The organism is Denitromonas ohlonensis, assembly GCF_007625205.1.
Lineage (GTDB): Bacteria > Pseudomonadota > Gammaproteobacteria > Burkholderiales > Rhodocyclaceae > Nitrogeniibacter > Nitrogeniibacter ohlonensis.
Genome location: NZ_VMNI01000020.1, coordinates 18591 through 34849 on the forward strand (window position 1 = coordinate 18591; position 16259 = coordinate 34849).

The 16259-nt window shown below is 66.0% G+C and carries 13 protein-coding genes; 4 read left to right on the top strand and 9 right to left on the bottom strand.

Going from position 1 to position 16259, the window contains the following annotated elements; genetic code table 11:
- The first annotated feature begins 70 nt into the window (after positions 1 to 70).
- The 3 genes from FHP89_RS17550 (at position 71) to FHP89_RS17560 (ending at position 3421) form a co-directional block, all read left to right on the top strand.
- Entirely contained in the window at positions 71 to 1123 is a 1053-nt protein-coding gene (locus FHP89_RS17550) for a Glu/Leu/Phe/Val dehydrogenase dimerization domain-containing protein (RefSeq protein WP_144174119.1), read from the top strand.
- Positions 1124 to 1243: 120 nt separating this feature from the next.
- Positions 1244 to 2590 (top strand): sodium-dependent transporter, encoded by a 1347-nt coding sequence (locus tag FHP89_RS17555; protein ID WP_144174117.1) that lies wholly within the window; start codon positions 1244 to 1246, stop codon positions 2588 to 2590.
- Positions 2591 to 2743: 153 nt separating this feature from the next.
- Positions 2744 to 3421, top strand: coding sequence for an alpha/beta hydrolase (locus FHP89_RS17560; protein WP_144174115.1), 678 nt, complete (start codon positions 2744 to 2746; stop codon positions 3419 to 3421).
- A 225-nt stretch (positions 3422 to 3646) separates the two neighbouring features.
- Here FHP89_RS17560 and FHP89_RS21310 read toward each other — a convergent pair whose 3' ends face one another.
- Positions 3647 to 4033, bottom strand: a complete 387-nt coding sequence (locus FHP89_RS21310) for a VF530 family protein (RefSeq protein WP_144174113.1) — start codon at positions 4031 to 4033, stop codon at positions 3647 to 3649.
- 213 nt (positions 4034 to 4246) lie between these two features.
- Here FHP89_RS21310 and FHP89_RS17570 point away from each other — a divergent pair, with 213 nt between their 5' ends.
- A complete protein-coding gene (locus tag FHP89_RS17570; protein WP_144174111.1) occupies positions 4247 to 7930 on the top strand; it encodes a DUF748 domain-containing protein in 3684 nt (1227 codons plus the stop codon).
- Positions 7931 to 7954: 24 nt separating this feature from the next.
- On the opposite strand, the gene FHP89_RS17575 is transcribed toward FHP89_RS17570, so the two are convergent.
- The 8 genes from FHP89_RS17575 to FHP89_RS17610 all read right to left on the bottom strand — a co-directional run bounded on the left by FHP89_RS17575 (position 7955) and on the right by FHP89_RS17610 (position 16252).
- Positions 7955 to 8443, bottom strand: coding sequence for an acyl-CoA thioesterase (locus FHP89_RS17575; protein WP_144174109.1), 489 nt, complete (start codon positions 8441 to 8443; stop codon positions 7955 to 7957).
- Positions 8444 to 8447: 4 nt separating this feature from the next.
- On the bottom strand, positions 8448 to 8849 hold the full coding sequence (locus tag FHP89_RS21000) for a CBU_0592 family membrane protein (RefSeq protein ID WP_186300199.1): 402 nt from the start codon (positions 8847 to 8849) through the stop codon (positions 8448 to 8450).
- 80 nt (positions 8850 to 8929) lie between these two features.
- A complete protein-coding gene (locus FHP89_RS17585) occupies positions 8930 to 10276 on the bottom strand; it encodes a M24 family metallopeptidase (RefSeq protein WP_222105436.1) in 1347 nt (448 codons plus the stop codon).
- Entirely contained in the window at positions 10273 to 11826 is a 1554-nt protein-coding gene (locus FHP89_RS17590; RefSeq protein WP_144174107.1) for a BCCT family transporter, read from the bottom strand. Before FHP89_RS17590 ends, FHP89_RS17585 begins: the two co-directional genes overlap by 4 nt.
- A 255-nt stretch (positions 11827 to 12081) precedes the next feature.
- On the bottom strand, positions 12082 to 12978 hold the full coding sequence (locus tag FHP89_RS17595; protein WP_144174105.1) for a LysR substrate-binding domain-containing protein: 897 nt from the start codon (positions 12976 to 12978) through the stop codon (positions 12082 to 12084).
- 142 nt (positions 12979 to 13120) lie between these two features.
- A complete protein-coding gene (locus FHP89_RS17600; protein ID WP_144174103.1) occupies positions 13121 to 13528 on the bottom strand; it encodes an ethanolamine utilization protein EutQ in 408 nt (135 codons plus the stop codon).
- Entirely contained in the window at positions 13525 to 14841 is a 1317-nt protein-coding gene (locus FHP89_RS17605) for an NAD(P)/FAD-dependent oxidoreductase (protein WP_144174101.1), read from the bottom strand. The genes FHP89_RS17600 and FHP89_RS17605 overlap by 4 nt, the downstream gene beginning before the upstream one ends.
- A gap of 16 nt (positions 14842 to 14857) precedes the next feature.
- Positions 14858 to 16252, bottom strand: coding sequence for an FAD-dependent oxidoreductase (locus FHP89_RS17610; RefSeq protein ID WP_144174099.1), 1395 nt, complete (start codon positions 16250 to 16252; stop codon positions 14858 to 14860).
- Positions 16253 to 16259: the final 7 nt, after the last annotated feature.

A 16259-nucleotide genomic window follows, 5' to 3' on the forward strand; every position in this document is an offset into this window, starting at 1 on the left:
GCGGCGGGCGTGCTGCATCCATTCGGGCATCCGTGAAGGGTGCCCATACCAAGAAGGAAGGAGACACAGCATGTCCGTATTTTCCCTGCGCGATTTCGCCGACCATGAACAAGTCGTGTTTGTCAGCGACGATGCCAGCGGCCTGAAAGCCATCATCGCCGTCCATAATTCCAACCTCGGCCCGGCCCTCGGCGGTTGCCGCATGTGGCCCTACGCCAGCGAGGAAGAGGCGATCCATGACGTGCTGCGCCTGTCGCGCGGCATGACTTACAAGTCGGCCCTGGCCGGCCTCAAGCTTGGCGGCGGCAAGTCGGTGATCATCGGCAACCCGCGCACCGACAAGTCCCCCGCGTTGCTCGACGCCTTTGCCCGCGCCCTGAACAACCTCAACGGCCGCTACATCGCCGCCGAAGACTCGGGCACCAGCGTGGCCGACATGAAATACCTGGCCGAGCGCACCGCGCATGTGGCCGGCATCGTCGACAAGCCGACCGATGGCGGTGGCACGCGTAGCGGCGACCCCTCGCCGGCGACCGCCCTGGGGACCTTCGTGGGCATCAAGGCGGCGGTCAAAGCACAGCTCGGTCGCGACTCGCTGGACGGCGTTCGCGTGGCCGTGCAAGGCGTGGGCAACGTCGGTTTCGATCTGGCACAGCAGCTGCACGCGGCCGGCGCCAAGCTGTGGGTGACCGACATCCACCAGGACAACCTGAGCCGTGCCGAAGCCGAGCTGGGCGCGGTCGTGGTGGCGCCGGACGCGATCTACGCTCAGGACGTCGACGTGTTCGCCCCTTGCGCGCTGGGCGCGGTCATCAATGACCAGACCATCCCGCAACTGAAGGCCCGCATCGTGGCCGGCGCCTCCAACAACCAGCTGGCCGAAGCCCGTCACGGCTCCGAGCTGATGCGTCGCGGCATTCTTTACGCGCCGGACTATGTCATCAACGCCGGCGGCATCATCGACGTGTACTACGAGCGCACCGGTTTCGACCGCGCCGCGCTGCTGGCCCATGTCGAAGGCATTTACGGCACGCTGCTCGAGATTTTCGAGCGTGCCAGCACCGAACAGCGTCCGACGGGAGAAGTGGCCGACGCACTGGCCGAAGCTCGATTCAAGCGCTGAGTCAGCACACGCCGGATCGCGACATCACATACATAGAAGAGTGATCCGGCCGAATTTTTCCGCGCCAAGCAGGGCGTGCGCGGAGAGCCGAATTGTTAAACAAGGATGGAGACAGCACGCATGTCAGCACTCAAACAAGGCCACGGTCAGTGGTCGTCGCGCATGGGTTTCATGCTCGCCGCGGTCGGTTCCGCGGTGGGTCTGGGCAATATCTGGAAGTTTCCCTACATGGTTGGCCAGAGCGGCGGTGCCGCGTTTGTGGCGGTCTACCTGATCTGCATCGCCATGATCGGTCTGCCGATCATCGTGGCCGAGTGGATGATCGGTCGTCGTGGTCAGAAGAACCCGATCAACACCATGGCCGATCTGGCCGAGGCCAATGGCCGCAGCAAGGGCTGGGTGATGGTCGGTGTCAGCGGCACCCTGGCCGGCTTCCTGATTCTGTCCTTCTATAGCGTGATTGGCGGCTGGGCGCTGTCTTACCTGATCGACGCCGTCAGCGGTGGCTTCACCGGTATGGACAAGGACGCCGCCGGCGCCGCCTTCTCCGGCATGCTCGGCAACCCCGGTTCGCTCACCATCTGGCACACCGCCTTCATGGTCCTGACCGCTGGCGTGGTCGCGATGGGCGTGGCAGGTGGTCTGGAGCGTGCTTCCAAGATCCTGATGCCGGCCCTCGGCGTGTTGCTGGCGCTGATGGTCGGTTACGGCGCCGCCTCGAGCGGGTTCGGCCAGGCGCTTGAATACCTGTTTGCCCCGGACTTCTCCAAGCTCACCGGCGAAGTCGTGCTGGCCGCCCTCGGCCACGCCTTCTTCACCCTGTCGCTCGGCATGGGTGTGATGATCGCCTACGGCTCCTACCTGGGCGAAAAGGTCGACCTGCTGCGTGCGGCGCGCACCGTGGCCATCATGGACACCGTGATCGCGCTGGCCGCCGGTCTGGCGATCTTCCCCATCGTGTTTGCCAATGGCCTCGATCCGGCCGCCGGCCCGGGCCTGATCTTTGTGACCCTGCCGCTGGTGTTCGGCCAAGTCACCGGTGGTGTGATCCTGGCCGGCATGTTCTTCCTGCTGCTGACCTTCGCCGCACTGACCTCCGCCATCTCGCTGCTCGAGCCGTCCGTCGAGTTGCTGCAAGAGCGCACCCCGCTGGGTCGTGTCGGCGCCACGCTGCTGGCCAGTGCCGTGATCTGGGCGCTGGGTATTGCGGCGCTGCTGTCTTTCAACGTGTGGAGCGATGTGCTGATCTTCGGCAACAACATCTTCGACCTGCTCGACAAGCTGACCAGCAAATTCCTGCTGCCGCTGACCGCCCTCGGGGCCGTGCTGTTCGTCGGTTGGTGCCTGGACCGCGATAGCGTGCGCGATGAGCTGAACCTGAGCAGCGGCGGCTTCGCCCTGTGGAATCTGGTCGTTCGCTTTGTTGCACCGATCGGCGTGCTGGTGGTGTTCGTCTCCAGCCTCTGAGTCGCAATCGATGTCAAGAAAACGCCCGGCCCGTGCCGGGCGTTTTTCATTGGCATAGCCGGATCACGCTTGACCGCGGACCTCGCCGACATGATCGGCCGGCCTCGTGTAATGTGACACGCCTGTTCATTTTGATCTGATTCTGGAGTCCCGATGTCTGCCGAGCTGCTTCCCTGCGTTGAAATCGAAACCGGCCCGCAACCCACCCACGCGGTGATCTGGCTGCACGGCCTCGGGGCCGACGGGCATGACTTCGAGCCGGTGGTCGATGCCTTCGATGAAGCCGCGCTGCCGCCCACGCGCTTTGTGTTTCCGCATGCGCCCATGCGCCCGGTGACCATCAACGGCGGCTATGTGATGCGCGCCTGGTACGACATCATCGCGCAGGACTTCTCCAAGCGCCGCGAAGACCCGGTCGGAGTGCATGAATCCGCCACGCAGATCGAAGCCTTGATTGCCCGCGAAAACGCCCGGGGTATCCCCGACGAGCGCATCGTGCTAGCCGGCTTCTCGCAAGGCGGGGCGATTGCCCTGCACACCGCGCTGCGTCACCCCAAACGCCTCGCCGGCGTGCTCGCGCTGTCGACGTATCTGCCGCTGGCCGAGACCTTGAAGGACGAGGCCAGCGCGGCCAACCGCGACGTGCCAATCTTCATGGCCCACGGCCGCGACGACGGCGTGATCCCCCACGACTTCGCGCTGCAATCCTTCGCCCAACTCACCGCCGCCGGCTACCCGATTACGTGGCAGACGTATTTCGTCGAGCACGGCATCGTGATGGAAGAGATCCGCGATGTTGAGCAGTGGCTGATGAGCGTGCTGGTCCGGTAGGGGGGCGAGGTGTCACTGGTTTGAGCGGCACCTGAATCGAGTGCCGAGGCGGACGGGCGGCGGGATTTGGCCCAAGCCGGCCGCCTGGAAACGCACGGCGACATCATGTCGCTTGGGTTGAGCGCAGCGAAGCCCAACATCGGCGGAGCAAACATCGCGCGCCGAGTGTTGGGCTTTCGTCCTCAGCCCAAGCGACATGCGCTGTGGGCGTTCATCCGGCTCGAATCAGAAGCGTTCGTTTCGCAAAGCCGCTTTTCTGGCGCGCTTCTCGGCCAGGCGCTCGGCGTCTTCAAAGCTCAATTCAGCGGGCTCGCCGGGGGTTTGATCCAGTGGAATCACGCGCTCTCTGGGCGGCAATTCAAACTGCGCGTCAGAGGCCCGAGGCAGGCTCTTGAATTGATAGAGATAGAAGGCCTCGACTTTCTCGCGCGCCCAGTCCGTTTTCTTGAGAAATTTCACGCTGGAATCAATGCCGGGGTTTTTGTTGAAGCAATTGATATTCAAATAGGCATAGAGAATTTCAAAACCGTAGTGGTCGACGATTTCGGTCAGCAATTGTTTTAAGCCAACGCCGTGCAACGGGTTGTTGGTGTAATCAACTTCAGCGCTCATGGGAATGCCCAAACCATTGGTAAGTGGCTCATTCTACCCGCCGCCGTGTAGATGAATGCAGCAAGCGCGACGGCGCGAGGACGCGGCCAGGATGGTTTTCGAGGCGACCTTGCCGGCCATCGGCCTGACGCAGCCGACACGTACTGCAATCATCGCCGCGTGTGTGGACGCCTCAAGCGCTGGTAAGCTGGTTGTTGATTGAGGAGGGCGCGCATGAGCGAGTCTGAGACACCGACAACAAAGCACAAGTCACGCGTCAGAACGTGGGCTTTGCGCATTGCCATCGCCTTGGTGGTGTATGCGCTGGTGGGGTTTTTCGGTCTGCCAGCGCTGCTCAAATGGCAGTTGCCGAAGCTGGCCAGTGAGCAGCTCGGGCGGCAAGTCACGCTCGACGACATGCGTTTCAATCCCTTTAACCTGAGTCTGTCGCTGTCGGGTCTGGCGGTGGCCGAGGCCGATGGGACGCCCGATGCGGCACGCATCGGCCAGATTGATACGGATCTGCAGTGGCGGTCGCTGGCGTACTGGGGGCTGGTGTTTTCACGCCTGAACATCGACGCGCCGTCGCTGCGTCTGGTGCGCGTGGATGACACGCAGCACAACTGGTCGGATGTGGTCGCGCGCTTTGCGCAGTCCGACGCGCCGCCTGACGAGCCCTCGGGGCCGGCGCGCTTCTCGATCAACAATATTCAGATCTCCGGCGGCTCGCTGGATGTCGACGACCGTCTGGCGGGCGCGAAGCACACGCTGCGCGAACTGACCGTCGGCGTGCCCTTCATTTCGGGCTTTCCGGCCGAGGTTGAGCGGCATGTGCAGCCGGCGCTGTCGGCGCGGGTCGATGGCACGGCGTTCCGGCTCGATGGCCGCACACGGCCTTTCGGCGAGGACCTCGAGACGGTGTTCGATATCGAACTCGATGCGCTGGATATCACGCCCTACATCGCGTATCTGCCCTTCGAGCCGGCCTTCAAACTGCTGTCCGGCGCGCTCAGCACTCAGCTTGAACTGGCGTTTTCGGAGCCCAAGGGGCAGGGGCCGCGCCTGACGCTCGCCGGCACGGCAATGCTTGCCGAACTGGAGGTCCAGCATCGGGATGATCGCCCGGTTGTCCGCTTGCCGAAAGTGGACGTGGCGATTGGCCTGCTCGATGTGTTCGGTCGTTCGCTGAAAATCGATCGCATTCAGGTGGATCAGCCGGTCATTCATCTGCGTCGGCTGGCCGATGGCGCGATAGATGTGTTGCAGCTGATGCCGCCCGCGCCGGAAGCCGTGCCGGCCGAGGCGGTGGCGCAAGCGCCGGAGGCGGCGTTTCGGGTGGCGGTCGATCAGTTTGAGGTGGCCGGCGGGCAGTTCCATTTCAGCGATGCAGCGGCGCCGGCCGGGCCCTTCGCGACCACGCTCAGCGATATCTCTATCGGCCTCAGCGGTTTTGCCACCGATGGCGCGCAAAGCGCTCAGCTCACGGTGGCGGCGCGCAGCGAGGCGGGTGAGCAGATCGCGCATGAGGGGCAGCTGGCCATTGCACCGGTGCGCGCCTCAGGCACGCTGACGCTCAGTGGCCTGCCGCTGACGCATTACGCGCCGTATTACGCGAAGCAACTGGTTGGTGCGAAGCTCACGGGCGGCACGGTGGGCGTCAGCCTGCCCTACGAATTCGACGCGGCCGGGCTTCGCGTGGCGAAGGCCCAGCTCGACCTGGCCAAGCTGGCGCTGCAACTCGACGCGCAGAAAAAGCCCTCGGTACAAGTGGCGTCGCTGAAGGTCTCGGGCGTCGCACTGGATACGGCGGCGCGCGATGTGACCGTTGCGCGGATCGCCAGCACAGGCGGCAATGTGAGCCTGCGCCGCGCGCGCGATGGCAGCATCGACCTTGCCCGGATCGTGCCGTCGTCGGCCGAGCCCGAAGCGACAGCGCCCGCCGAGCCGGCCTGGAAAGTACGCCTCGCCCAAACCGATCTCAGCGCCTGGGCGCTGCGTTTCGAAGATCGCGCCGTGCGCACACCGGTGGTGGTCGATATCGAGCGCACCGAGCTGTCGGTGGGGCCGCTGGGCACCGATCTGAGCGAGCCGGTGCCGCTCACGCTGAGCGCCGTGGTCAACACCGGCGGCTATGTCGCGGCCAAGGGCAAGGTGGACCTCGCCTCGCTGGCGGTGGACATGCGCCTGGACGTCAAGCGCTTGCCGCTGCGCGCCTTCGAGGCCTATGCGACCGAGGGCATCGAGGCGAGCCTGCGTTCGGCCAATCTGTCGCTGGGCGGGCAGCTCAGCGTGGGGGCCGCGGCGGGGCAGAGCGCGCCGCCGGTGCGTTTTCGGGGCGATGCCGCCATCACCGATCTGATCGCCGTCGATACCCGCGCCAACACCGATGTGCTCACCTGGAAGCGGCTGGCGGTGGACGGGCTCGATGTGCGCACCGATCCGCTGTCGCTGTCGGCGACCGAGATCACCTTGAGCGACTTCTTCTCGCGACTGGTGCTCAGCGCCGAAGGTCGCTTGAACTTCCGCGAAATGACGGCGGCCGAAAAAGACAGCCAACAGGCGGCTGCCGCTCAGGCCGCGGCCAAGGTCGCAGCGCCTACGGCCGTCACCGCCTCGTCGGTGATGCAAGGCGAGTTTGACGGCGGGGCCTCGCAGGCGGCCGTCGCCGAACCGGCGGCCACGGCCACGCTCGCGCCGCCATCGCCGGCGCTGCCGCCGATCCGCATCGATCGCATTGTGCTCGAGAAGGGCAACGTGGCCTTTGCCGATCGCTTTGTACGCCCCAATTACGACGCCAACCTGACCGAAGTGGCCGGCACCCTCGAAGGCCTGTCGACCGCAGCGGACAGCCTCGCCACGTTGTCGCTCACCGCCGCCATCGACCATGCCGCGCCGGTCACCATCACTGGCCAGCTCAACCCGCTGCGCGAGGATCGCTATCTCGACATTGCCGCCAGCATGCGCGGTTTCGATCTGCCCACCGTGTCGACCTACTCGGGCAAGTATGTCGGCTATGGCATTGCCAAGGGCAAGCTGTCGGCCGATCTGAGCTACAAGGTGACCGACCGCAAGCTCAGCGCCGAGAACAAGATCCTGCTCGATCAGCTCACCTTTGGTGACGCGGTCGACAGCCCCGACGCGGTGAATCTGCCGGTGCAACTGGCGGTCGCCCTGCTCAAGAACGGCAAGGGCGAGATTGATCTGTCGGTGCCGGTCAGCGGGTCGCTCGACGACCCACAGTTCAGCGTTGCCGGACTGGTGTGGCGCGCGTTTTTCAACCTCATCGGCAAGGCGGTGACCTCGCCTTTTGCGCTGCTCGGTTCGGTGTTTGGTGGCGGTGAAGAGCTGTCTTACGCCGAGTTCGCGCCCGGCACGCATCGGCTGTCCGTCGAGACGGTCAAGAAGCTCGAAACCCTGGCCAAGGCGCTCACGGATCGCCCGGCGCTCAAGATCGATCTCAGCGGCCACGTGGATCCGGCGCGTGACGAACCCGGTCTGCGCGAACAGTGGTTGCTCGCGCGCATGCAAGAGCGTCAGCGCGAGGCCTTGCTCGACGCCGGCAAGACGCCGCCCGCGCTCGACGACATCGAGATCCCTGCCGACCAGCGCGATGCCTTGCTGGCCGAGGCCTACGACGAGGCCGAGTTCGAGGGCAAGCCGCGCAATTTCGTCGGCTTGACCAAGTCCTTGCCGCCCGACCAGACACGGGCGCTGATGCTCAAGAACGCGCCGGTGACTGAGGCCGACCTGGCCGCCCTCGGCAAGGCGCGGGCGCAGGCGGTGCGCGACTGGCTGGTGGGGGTTGGCAAGATCAGCGCCGAGCGGGTGTTCATGGTCACGCCGTCGGCGGCGGGCAAGCCGGAGGCGGCGGACCCGAAGGACGTGGCCGGCAGCCGGGTCAATTTTTCGTTGAAGTAGGTGCCGGCCCGCCGACCCGCTTCGTCAGGGGGAGGCCTCGCCGTGGGTTTCGGCAAAACGCCGTGACAGTTCGAGACGCAGGGCCTTGCGCGCTTCGGCCGCCGCGAAGCGGCGCTTCTCCCGGGGGCTGAAGGGCCTCAGCGGCGGCACGGCCATCGGCGTGCCGTCGTCGTCGACCGCCACCATGGTGAAGAAGCAGCTGTTGGCATGGCGCACTTCCTGGGTGCGGATGTTCTCGGCCAGCACCTTGATGCCGACCTCCATCGACGACTTGCCGGTGTAGTTGACGCTAGCCAGGAAGGTCACCAGTTCGCCGACTCTGATCGGTTGGCGGAACATCACCTGGTCGACCGACAGCGTCACCACATAGCACGCCGCATAGCGGCTGGCACAGGCATAGGCCACCTGGTCGAGCAGCCGCAATATGGCGCCGCCGTGCACCTTGCCGGAGAAGTTGGCCATCTCGGGGGTCATCAGCACCGTCATGGTCAGTTGGTGGGCAGGCAGATCCATGATGTCAGGGTTTCGACGATTTGCGATGGCGGGCCCGGGCCCGGCGCGAGCGCTTGGGGCGGGTGTGCTTGCGCGGCTTGGGCGCGCCGTTGGCGGCCCGGCTGTGGGCGCCCGGCAGCGGTGGCGTCAGGCTTGCGTCGGGTGCCGTGTCCGGTTGGGCGGCGCGGCGCCGGCTGCGGAGAATCTTGACCAGACCGATGGCGGTCAGGCTGATCCACAGCACCTGGGTGATGAACGACGCCAGGTTGAAATAGAAAAACAGGGAAAAGAGCAGGCAGCCCGGCCCCAGGATATTGAGGCCGATGTAACGCACGTCGGTCTGCTGGAGGCGACCGAGTTGCAGGCCGGCGTAGGCGATCTGGTAGCAGATCACGCCGATGAGTCCGACCACGTCGGGCAGGTTCATGAAAGCTCCGCAAAACGGGCGACCTCCGAAGAGGCCGCCCGCGCAAAAAAGGGGGGGGGATTGCCGGTCGCCCGGCCGGGCTAACGCAAAAGAGTGTCTTCAAAGGGGGTGCGGGTCAGCACCTCATGGCCGGTGGGCGTGATCAGCACCTGTTCCTCGAGCTTGACGCCGGGGCCGCCGTCGATGCGTCCGAGGTAGCTCTCGACACACATCACCATGCCGGGCTCGAGTACCCCGTCGTAGCCGAAGCCCTGCCAGGCCTCCGGGAAGTAGATGATCGGTGCCTCATCGCACAGGCCCACGCCATGGTAGAGGCAGGTGTAGTGGCGGAACGTGTCGGCTGGGTAGCGCAGCGCGCGGTGGGTGAGCTCGTGATAGCTCACGCCGGGGCGCAGCAGAGCGATGTTGTGCTGCACCTGCTCCCAGGCGCGGCGGTAGATGTCGCGCTGCGCCGGGCTCGGGGCGCGGTCGCCGCACAGCCAGGTGCGCGAGGTGTCGACGCAGATGCCGTAGCTGCCGACCAGGTCGGTGTCGAAGGCCACCAGATCGCCGTTCTCGATCGTCCGGCTGCTGCATTCCTGGTACCACGGATTGCAGCGCGGGCCGGAGGCCAGCAGGCGGGTCTCGATCCACTCGCCGCCGCGGGCGATGTTCTCGGCGTGCAGATGGCTCCACAGCCGCTGCTCCGAGATGCCCGGCTCGAGATGCTGGCGCATCACCACCATGCCTTGCTCGCAGGCATGGATGGCGCAGCGCATGGCGCGGATCTCGTCCTCGCCCTTGATCTCGCGGGCGCGCTCCATCACCGCTTCACCGTTGTGCACCTGGATACCAAGCCCTTCGAGCGCGGCGACGCCCTCCGCGTTGCAGCGGTCGATGGCCAGCCGGGTGTTACCGCCGCCGTGCTGGCGCACCAGTGCGGCGATCTCGTCGGCCCAGCGCTGTGCCTGTTCGGGGATGCGATCGCCGGCACAGAAATAGAACCATGGCACGCAGGGGCGGATCTCGTCGACCACATCGGTGTGGCCGCTGAGGAAGTCGCAGTGGTCGAACTCCCACAGCACCACGGGGCCGTCGGCCGGCACGAACACGTAGCGGCTGGCGTTGTGCAGCAGCCACACCTGCATGTTGGTGCTGTCGGTGGCGTAGCGCACGTTGACCGGGTCGTAGAGCACGATGCCGGCGTAGTCGGCCCGGCGCAACTGCTGGCGCACCCGCGCCAGTCGGTGGCGCCGCATGGCGGCCAGATCGGGCAGCGTCAGTCCCGCCTGCGCCCACTCGGCGAGGGCTTCTTCGCCGGGGCCCAGGGTGTGCATGTTGAGGGCGCCGGCCGCATCGGCGGCGGGCTGTGGCGACGCGGGGCCAATGCGGCGCGGATGGGCGCGATTCATGGTTGGGGCCGGCCTGTTCGAGACCAGCGTGCTCATGCCCGGGCGTCCTGGATCAGGGCTTTGACGAAGCCGATCATCAGCACCAGCATCAGGGCCATGAAGGGCAGGCCCATGGCGACCGCGCCGGCCTGCACGCCCTTCAGCGCGCTGTCACCCCCGATGACGAACAGCACCATGGTCACCAGCGCGATCAGGCCGACCCACAGCACCCGCTGGGGCACAGGTGTTTCGGGGATGCCGCCGGCCGCAAGGTTGTCGACCACCAGCGCACCCGAGTCGACCGAGGTGACCATGAAGATCACCAGCAGCAGCACCACCAGCAGCGAGGTGATGGCGGACATCGGCAGCACCTCGAGGAACTGGAAGATGGCCATGTTCACATCCTTGAGGCCGCCGGCCAGCGTGCCGGAGCCCGCCGCCACCTGGGCGATGGCGCCGCCACCGAAGGCGGTGAACCAGACGATGGCGACGAGGGTCGGCACCAGCATCACCACGGTGACCATCTGGCGGATGGTGCGACCCCTTGATACCTTGGCGACGAACACCCCGACCAGCGGGCCCCAGGTGCACCACCAGGCCCAGTAGAACACCGTCCAGCCCTGGAACCAGTCCTGGTCGGGACGATCGATCCAGTTGGCCAGCGGCACGAACATGCTCACATAGTCGGCGGAGGTGCTGATCATGCCCGACAGGAACACCGCGACGCCGACACCGAAGATGGCGAAGATCAGCAATAGCAGGGCCAGGCCCATGTTGATGTTCGACAGCAGCTTGACGCCAGCGTCCATGCCGCGCCACACCGAGACGGCGGCGATGCCGCACACCGACAGGATGAACACGGCCTGCATCAGGAAGTTGTTCGGCGTGCCGAGCACATGATGGATGCCGGCAGTGGCCTGCATGGCACCCAGGCCCAGAGAGGTGGCCAGTCCGAAGGTGGTCAGCACGACGGTGAACACGTCGACGCAATGGCCGATGGGCCCCTTGTAGGCCTCACCGATGAGCGGCTTGAGGGCCGAGCTGAGCGAGAAGGGAAGCCCCTTGTTGTAGGAGAAATAACCGACGATCAGCGCCGTGCTGAGGTAGATCGCCCACGGATGCAGACCCCAGTGGAACATCGTTGAGCCCATCGCGGCATGCATCGCCTCCGGCGTGTTGGCGGCGACGTTGAATGGCGTTTTCCACCAGGCCGTATAAGCGGCCACCGGTTCGGCGACCCCCCAGTACAGCAGGCCCACGCCCATGCCGGCGGCGAACAGCATCGAGAACCACGACAGCAGGCCGAAATCGGGCCGCGCATCGGCGCCGCCCATGCGGATCTTGCCCAGGGGCGAGACTGCCAGCCCGATACAGAGCAACACGAACAGGTTGCCCATGATCATGATGAACCAATCGAAGTGCTTGAGAATCCAGCCCTTGGTCGCTTCGAGGCTGGCACCGAAGGCCGTCGGGTCATTCAGCGCGGTGGCCACCGTGGCGATGATGAGCATCACCGAGACCGGAAAAATGACCTTGTGAAAGTCCAGTCCGAAGAACTGGGCGTTGGCGTCGCCGGGCAGCGGGAGGCTGCTGCTGATGTCTCTCATGGGTGTCTCCTGATTCTATTTATGAGTGATGTACTGCGGTCACATCGTCCGACGCGGATGGCGGGTCGGAATGGACTTGATCCAGATCAATCGGATGCTTCGATTGTTAAGAAATCGCCGGACCGGAACAAACGATTTTTTCGGGCCGGATTGATGATTTTTTGTAATGTTCATCAGGGACTTGCCGACAACACGCGTGCGCTGGCGGACGCCTCGTGCGGCGCCGTTGCAGCGGGTCTGAATGGGTGTGTCGGGTTATTCGAGCGACAGTAGCCACTGCCTGAAGCTGGCCACGCTCCGGCGCCGTTCATGGGGCCCGGTGGGCTCCAGCACGAAAAACTGCCCCTCGGTCTGCAGCGCGTCGGGGATTGGCCGCACCAGCGTGCCGGCCTTCAGGTAGGGATCGACCAGGTTGCTCCAGCCCAGGGCCACGCCCTGGCCGCTCAGCGCTGCCTGGATCACCATCGCGTAGCTGTTGAGGTTGATCTTGTTGCGGGGGATGACGGGTGGCAGGCCGAGCCGGCGGAACCATTCGGTCCAGCTGATCCAGTCGCGTTCGGACTCGTCCAGCCACAGCCAGGTGCACTGGGCGAGGTCCTGCGGCGTGGCCAGCATCGGATGGCGGGAACGGTAGTCGGGGCTGCAGATGGGGAACACCGCCTCGCCGCAGATCGGCGTGCTCTTGATATCGGGTGGCGCCGTCTTGCAGTAGTAAACCGCCAGGTCGCATTCGAGCTTGCGGTAGTCCTTGACATGATCGTAGGCGACGATGCGCAGGTCGATTCCGTTATGGCGTTGGTTGAATTCCGGAATCCGCGGCAGCAGCCAGAGCGAAGCCAGCGCCGTGCTGGTGGCCACGGTGACCTGCTGATCGCCATGCCAGCGTTTGACCTGATGGGTAGCCTCGGCCAGCGCCAGCAAGGCCTCGCGCGAAGCCTGGAAGTATTGTTCGCCGGTGGGTGTAAGGCACACCGAGCGCGTCGTGCGATCGAGCAGATGGGCGCCGAGCATGTCTTCGAGTAATGCGATCTGTCGGCTGATTGCGCCCTGAGTGACGTTGAGCTCCGAGGCGGCGCGGGTGAAGCTGGCCAGGCGGGCCGTGGATTCGAAAGCAATCAGCGCCTTGAACGGAGGAAGCGGCTGTATCTTCATAGGGAGGGTGTTCCTGTCGCCTCGTTTGGATCCGGTGGCCCCAGTGCTGCCGAATGGTGCCAGCGTGCGCTGGCTCGCGCTGCAGCATCAAGCGGAAAACACCTGCCGTTGGGGCGGACCTGTCAGTGCATCGTGATGGTTGTCAGCGCTTTTGCTGGCACTCGCCGGGGTTGTCCGGACAGACCTCGTCGCACTGCGTCTTCCAGTTTCCGGGATAGACCACATAGCCGAACAAAGCGAAGCCCGAATACACCAGCGCGGTGCATTTCGGAATCCACAGGACTTGCCCCGGGCGTACCTCATGAACGAGCCCGTCAGCCTCGACCGTCAGGCAACCCTCGATCGGAAAGATCACTTCCTCGTACAGCGTGGTCCATGTGACGCGTGCGCCCTCCCAGCGCGCGAAGCCAACGCCCATGTTCGGCGACACCTCGTCGCTCAGGGCGCGTGCCACATAGGCGGCGCCGGGGGGGCCGCCGCGCACCACGAAGCCGAGATCCACATGGTCGACGCGTTGCACGCCCAGCCGTGTTTCAGTTTGCGCGTTCATAGTTCGCTCCGGCTGTTCCAGGCGGCCAGCTTGATGCGCGAGCGCACCCCCAGGCCGAGGAAGGGTTCGGGCGGATTGCGTGAGGGCATGCCGGTGACGGCCTGGATGTCGCGCAGCTGCGCCGAGTCGGCACCGACCGCGAGGTCGGCCAGCAAGGTGCCCGAGATGGTGCCCCAGGCGGCGCCCACGCCGTTGTCACAGGCCGAGGCGAAGACACCGTCCTCAAGCTGGCCGAAGAAGTTGGTGAAGTTGCGCGAGATCGCGTACACCCCGCCCCAGGTGTGGGTGAAGGGCACATCGGCGAGGTCGGGGTAGCGCGCCAGGAAGGCCTTGCGGTGATCGGCGTGGATGCGTGCGCGCATGGCATCGTCGATGCTGCGCCCGTATTTCGGCACATGCTTGTAGGTGTTGCGGATGATCAGCCGGCGGTCCTGCGTCATGCGCACCGTGGTGCCGGCATGGTCGGCCGGGGTCAGACCCCAGTCGAAGCGACCGGTGTAGCGCTGGCATTGGGCGTCGTCGAGCGGTGCGGTCCAGCTCGCGAAGGTCATTACCGGCAGCAGCCGGTTCTTCAGGTAGCCGAACTCCTGGGTGAAGATGCTGGTGCCCAGCAGCAGGCGCCGGGTGCGGATGCGGCCGGCGCTGCCGTGCAGCACATGGCCGCCGCGGCCGTCGCGCTCGAGGCGGGTGATCGGCGAGTTCTCCAGCAGCTCGACGTTCTTCGGCAGCGAGTCGCCCATGCCGCGCACCAGCGCCGCCGGCTGCATCAGGTAGCAGCCCGGCGTGAACACCGCGCGGCGGTAGTGCGAGGTGCCCAGCACGCTCTGCAGCGCCGGGCCCTCCACGCTGTGGAAGGGTTCGCCCAGATCCGACAGCAGTTTCTCGAAATGTGCCAGGTAGGCCAGCCCGCGCTCGCCCACCGCGCCCTGGTATTTGCCGGCATGCGACCACTGGCAGTCGATGCCGTGGGTGTCGATGAGCGATTGCAACTGGGCGATGGCCGCCCGGTTCAAGCCCAGCAGGCGCTGCTTGTGGGCCGGGTCCGGATGTTCGAGGGCGAACTTGTGCGGCAGGTCGATCACGAAGCCGGAGTTGCGGCCCGAGGCGCCTTCGGCGACGCGCTGGGCGTCTACCAGCAGGATGCGGGCCTCCGGTTCGTGGTGGGCCAGCCGGCGGGCGGCGGCCAGTCCGGCAAAGCCGGCGCCGATGACCACGTAGTCGGCGATCTGCTCGCCGCGCAGCGATTGCACCGGGCGCGGCGGCGGCAGCGCGGCATACCAGCCGCAGGTCTTGTCGTCGTAGGGAAGATTCATGTCGGGCCTCGCGTTGTCAGGCGGCTTCTTGGGCGACCAGGAGGCTGCATTCCTGCACCCATCCGCGGCGCTGGTTCTGCGCCGTCTGGCCGATCAGGGCGAAACCGCGCATGCGCCCCGTGTCGTCGTGGTAGGCGCAGCTCAGGCCGTCGTCGGCCGGCGCGATGCGCCATTCGCCGGCGATGCCGACCGGGGCCGGCAGCAGGCTCAGCGGGGCCGCCGGCGTCTTCACCTGCACCGGCATCGGCGGGTAGTGCACCGCGGTGGGCTGGCCGGTGAGGGTGCGGGCCAGGGCCTCGACGCCGTGATTGATCGGTGCCAGATACGGTGCCGGCCGGCCGTCGATCTCGATGCAGTCGCCCAGCGCGTAGATGTCGGGCAGCGAGGTGCGCAGCTGCGCGTCGGTGCGGATACCGCGGCCGACCTCGGCGCCGCAGGCGGCGGCCAGGTCGACATTGGGCGCCAGGCCGACGGCGGAGATCACCGCCGCCACGTCGAGCGTCTGGCCATCGGCCAGGCTCAGGTGCCAGGCGCCGGGCTCGCCGTCGATGGCGACCACCGAATTGCGCAGATGCCAGTCCACCCCTTGCGAGGCGAGGGCCTGTTGCAGATAACGGCCGGCCGCTTCGGGTAGCAAACGCTCCAGCGGCCACTGGCCGATACCGACCACGCTCACGCCATGGCCGGCGACGGCCAGGTCATTGGCGAATTCGCAGCCGATCAGGCCATCGCCGATGATCGCCACCCGCGCGGCACCGCGCAGCTGGCGTTGCAGGGCCGCGTAGTCGTCGAGGTTGTTGATGCTCAGCAGCGCGTCGCTGCGCCCGGCGATGTCCAGCCGGATCGGGCTGGCGCCCAGCGCCAGCACCAGCTGGCCATAGGGCAGGGGGCCGTAGCTGGTGAACACGGTGTGGGCGAGCGGATCGATCGAGCGCACCTCGCAATGCGGATAGATGCGCATGCCGAGCCGTTGCTCGGCTTCGAAGGGCGACTCGTCGATCAGCTCGCCCGCGCTGCGGCCTTGCGAGCTGGCCACCGACAGTGCCGGCTTGGCATAGCGATGGCCGGATTCGCGGCTCAGCATCACGATCTCGGCCTGCGGGCTCTGCGCACGCACGGCCGCCGCCAGGGCGTAGCCGGCGTGGCCGCTGCCGATGATGACGACCGGGCCTTGCGGCAGGGCCGGCGTCGGCGCGAGCGTCGGCACGGCGGCCAGCACCGGTTGGGCCGCCGCGGTGGCCGGGGCGGAGATCTCGATCATCTCGAAATCGGCCTTGCCGACGCCGCAGTCGGGGCATTTCCAGTCTTCGGGCACGTCTTCCCAGCGGGTGCCGGCGACGATGCCGTCCTTGGGCCAGCCCTGAGCCTCGTCATAGATCAGGCCGCAAATGATGCAGAGCCACTTTTTCATCGCTATC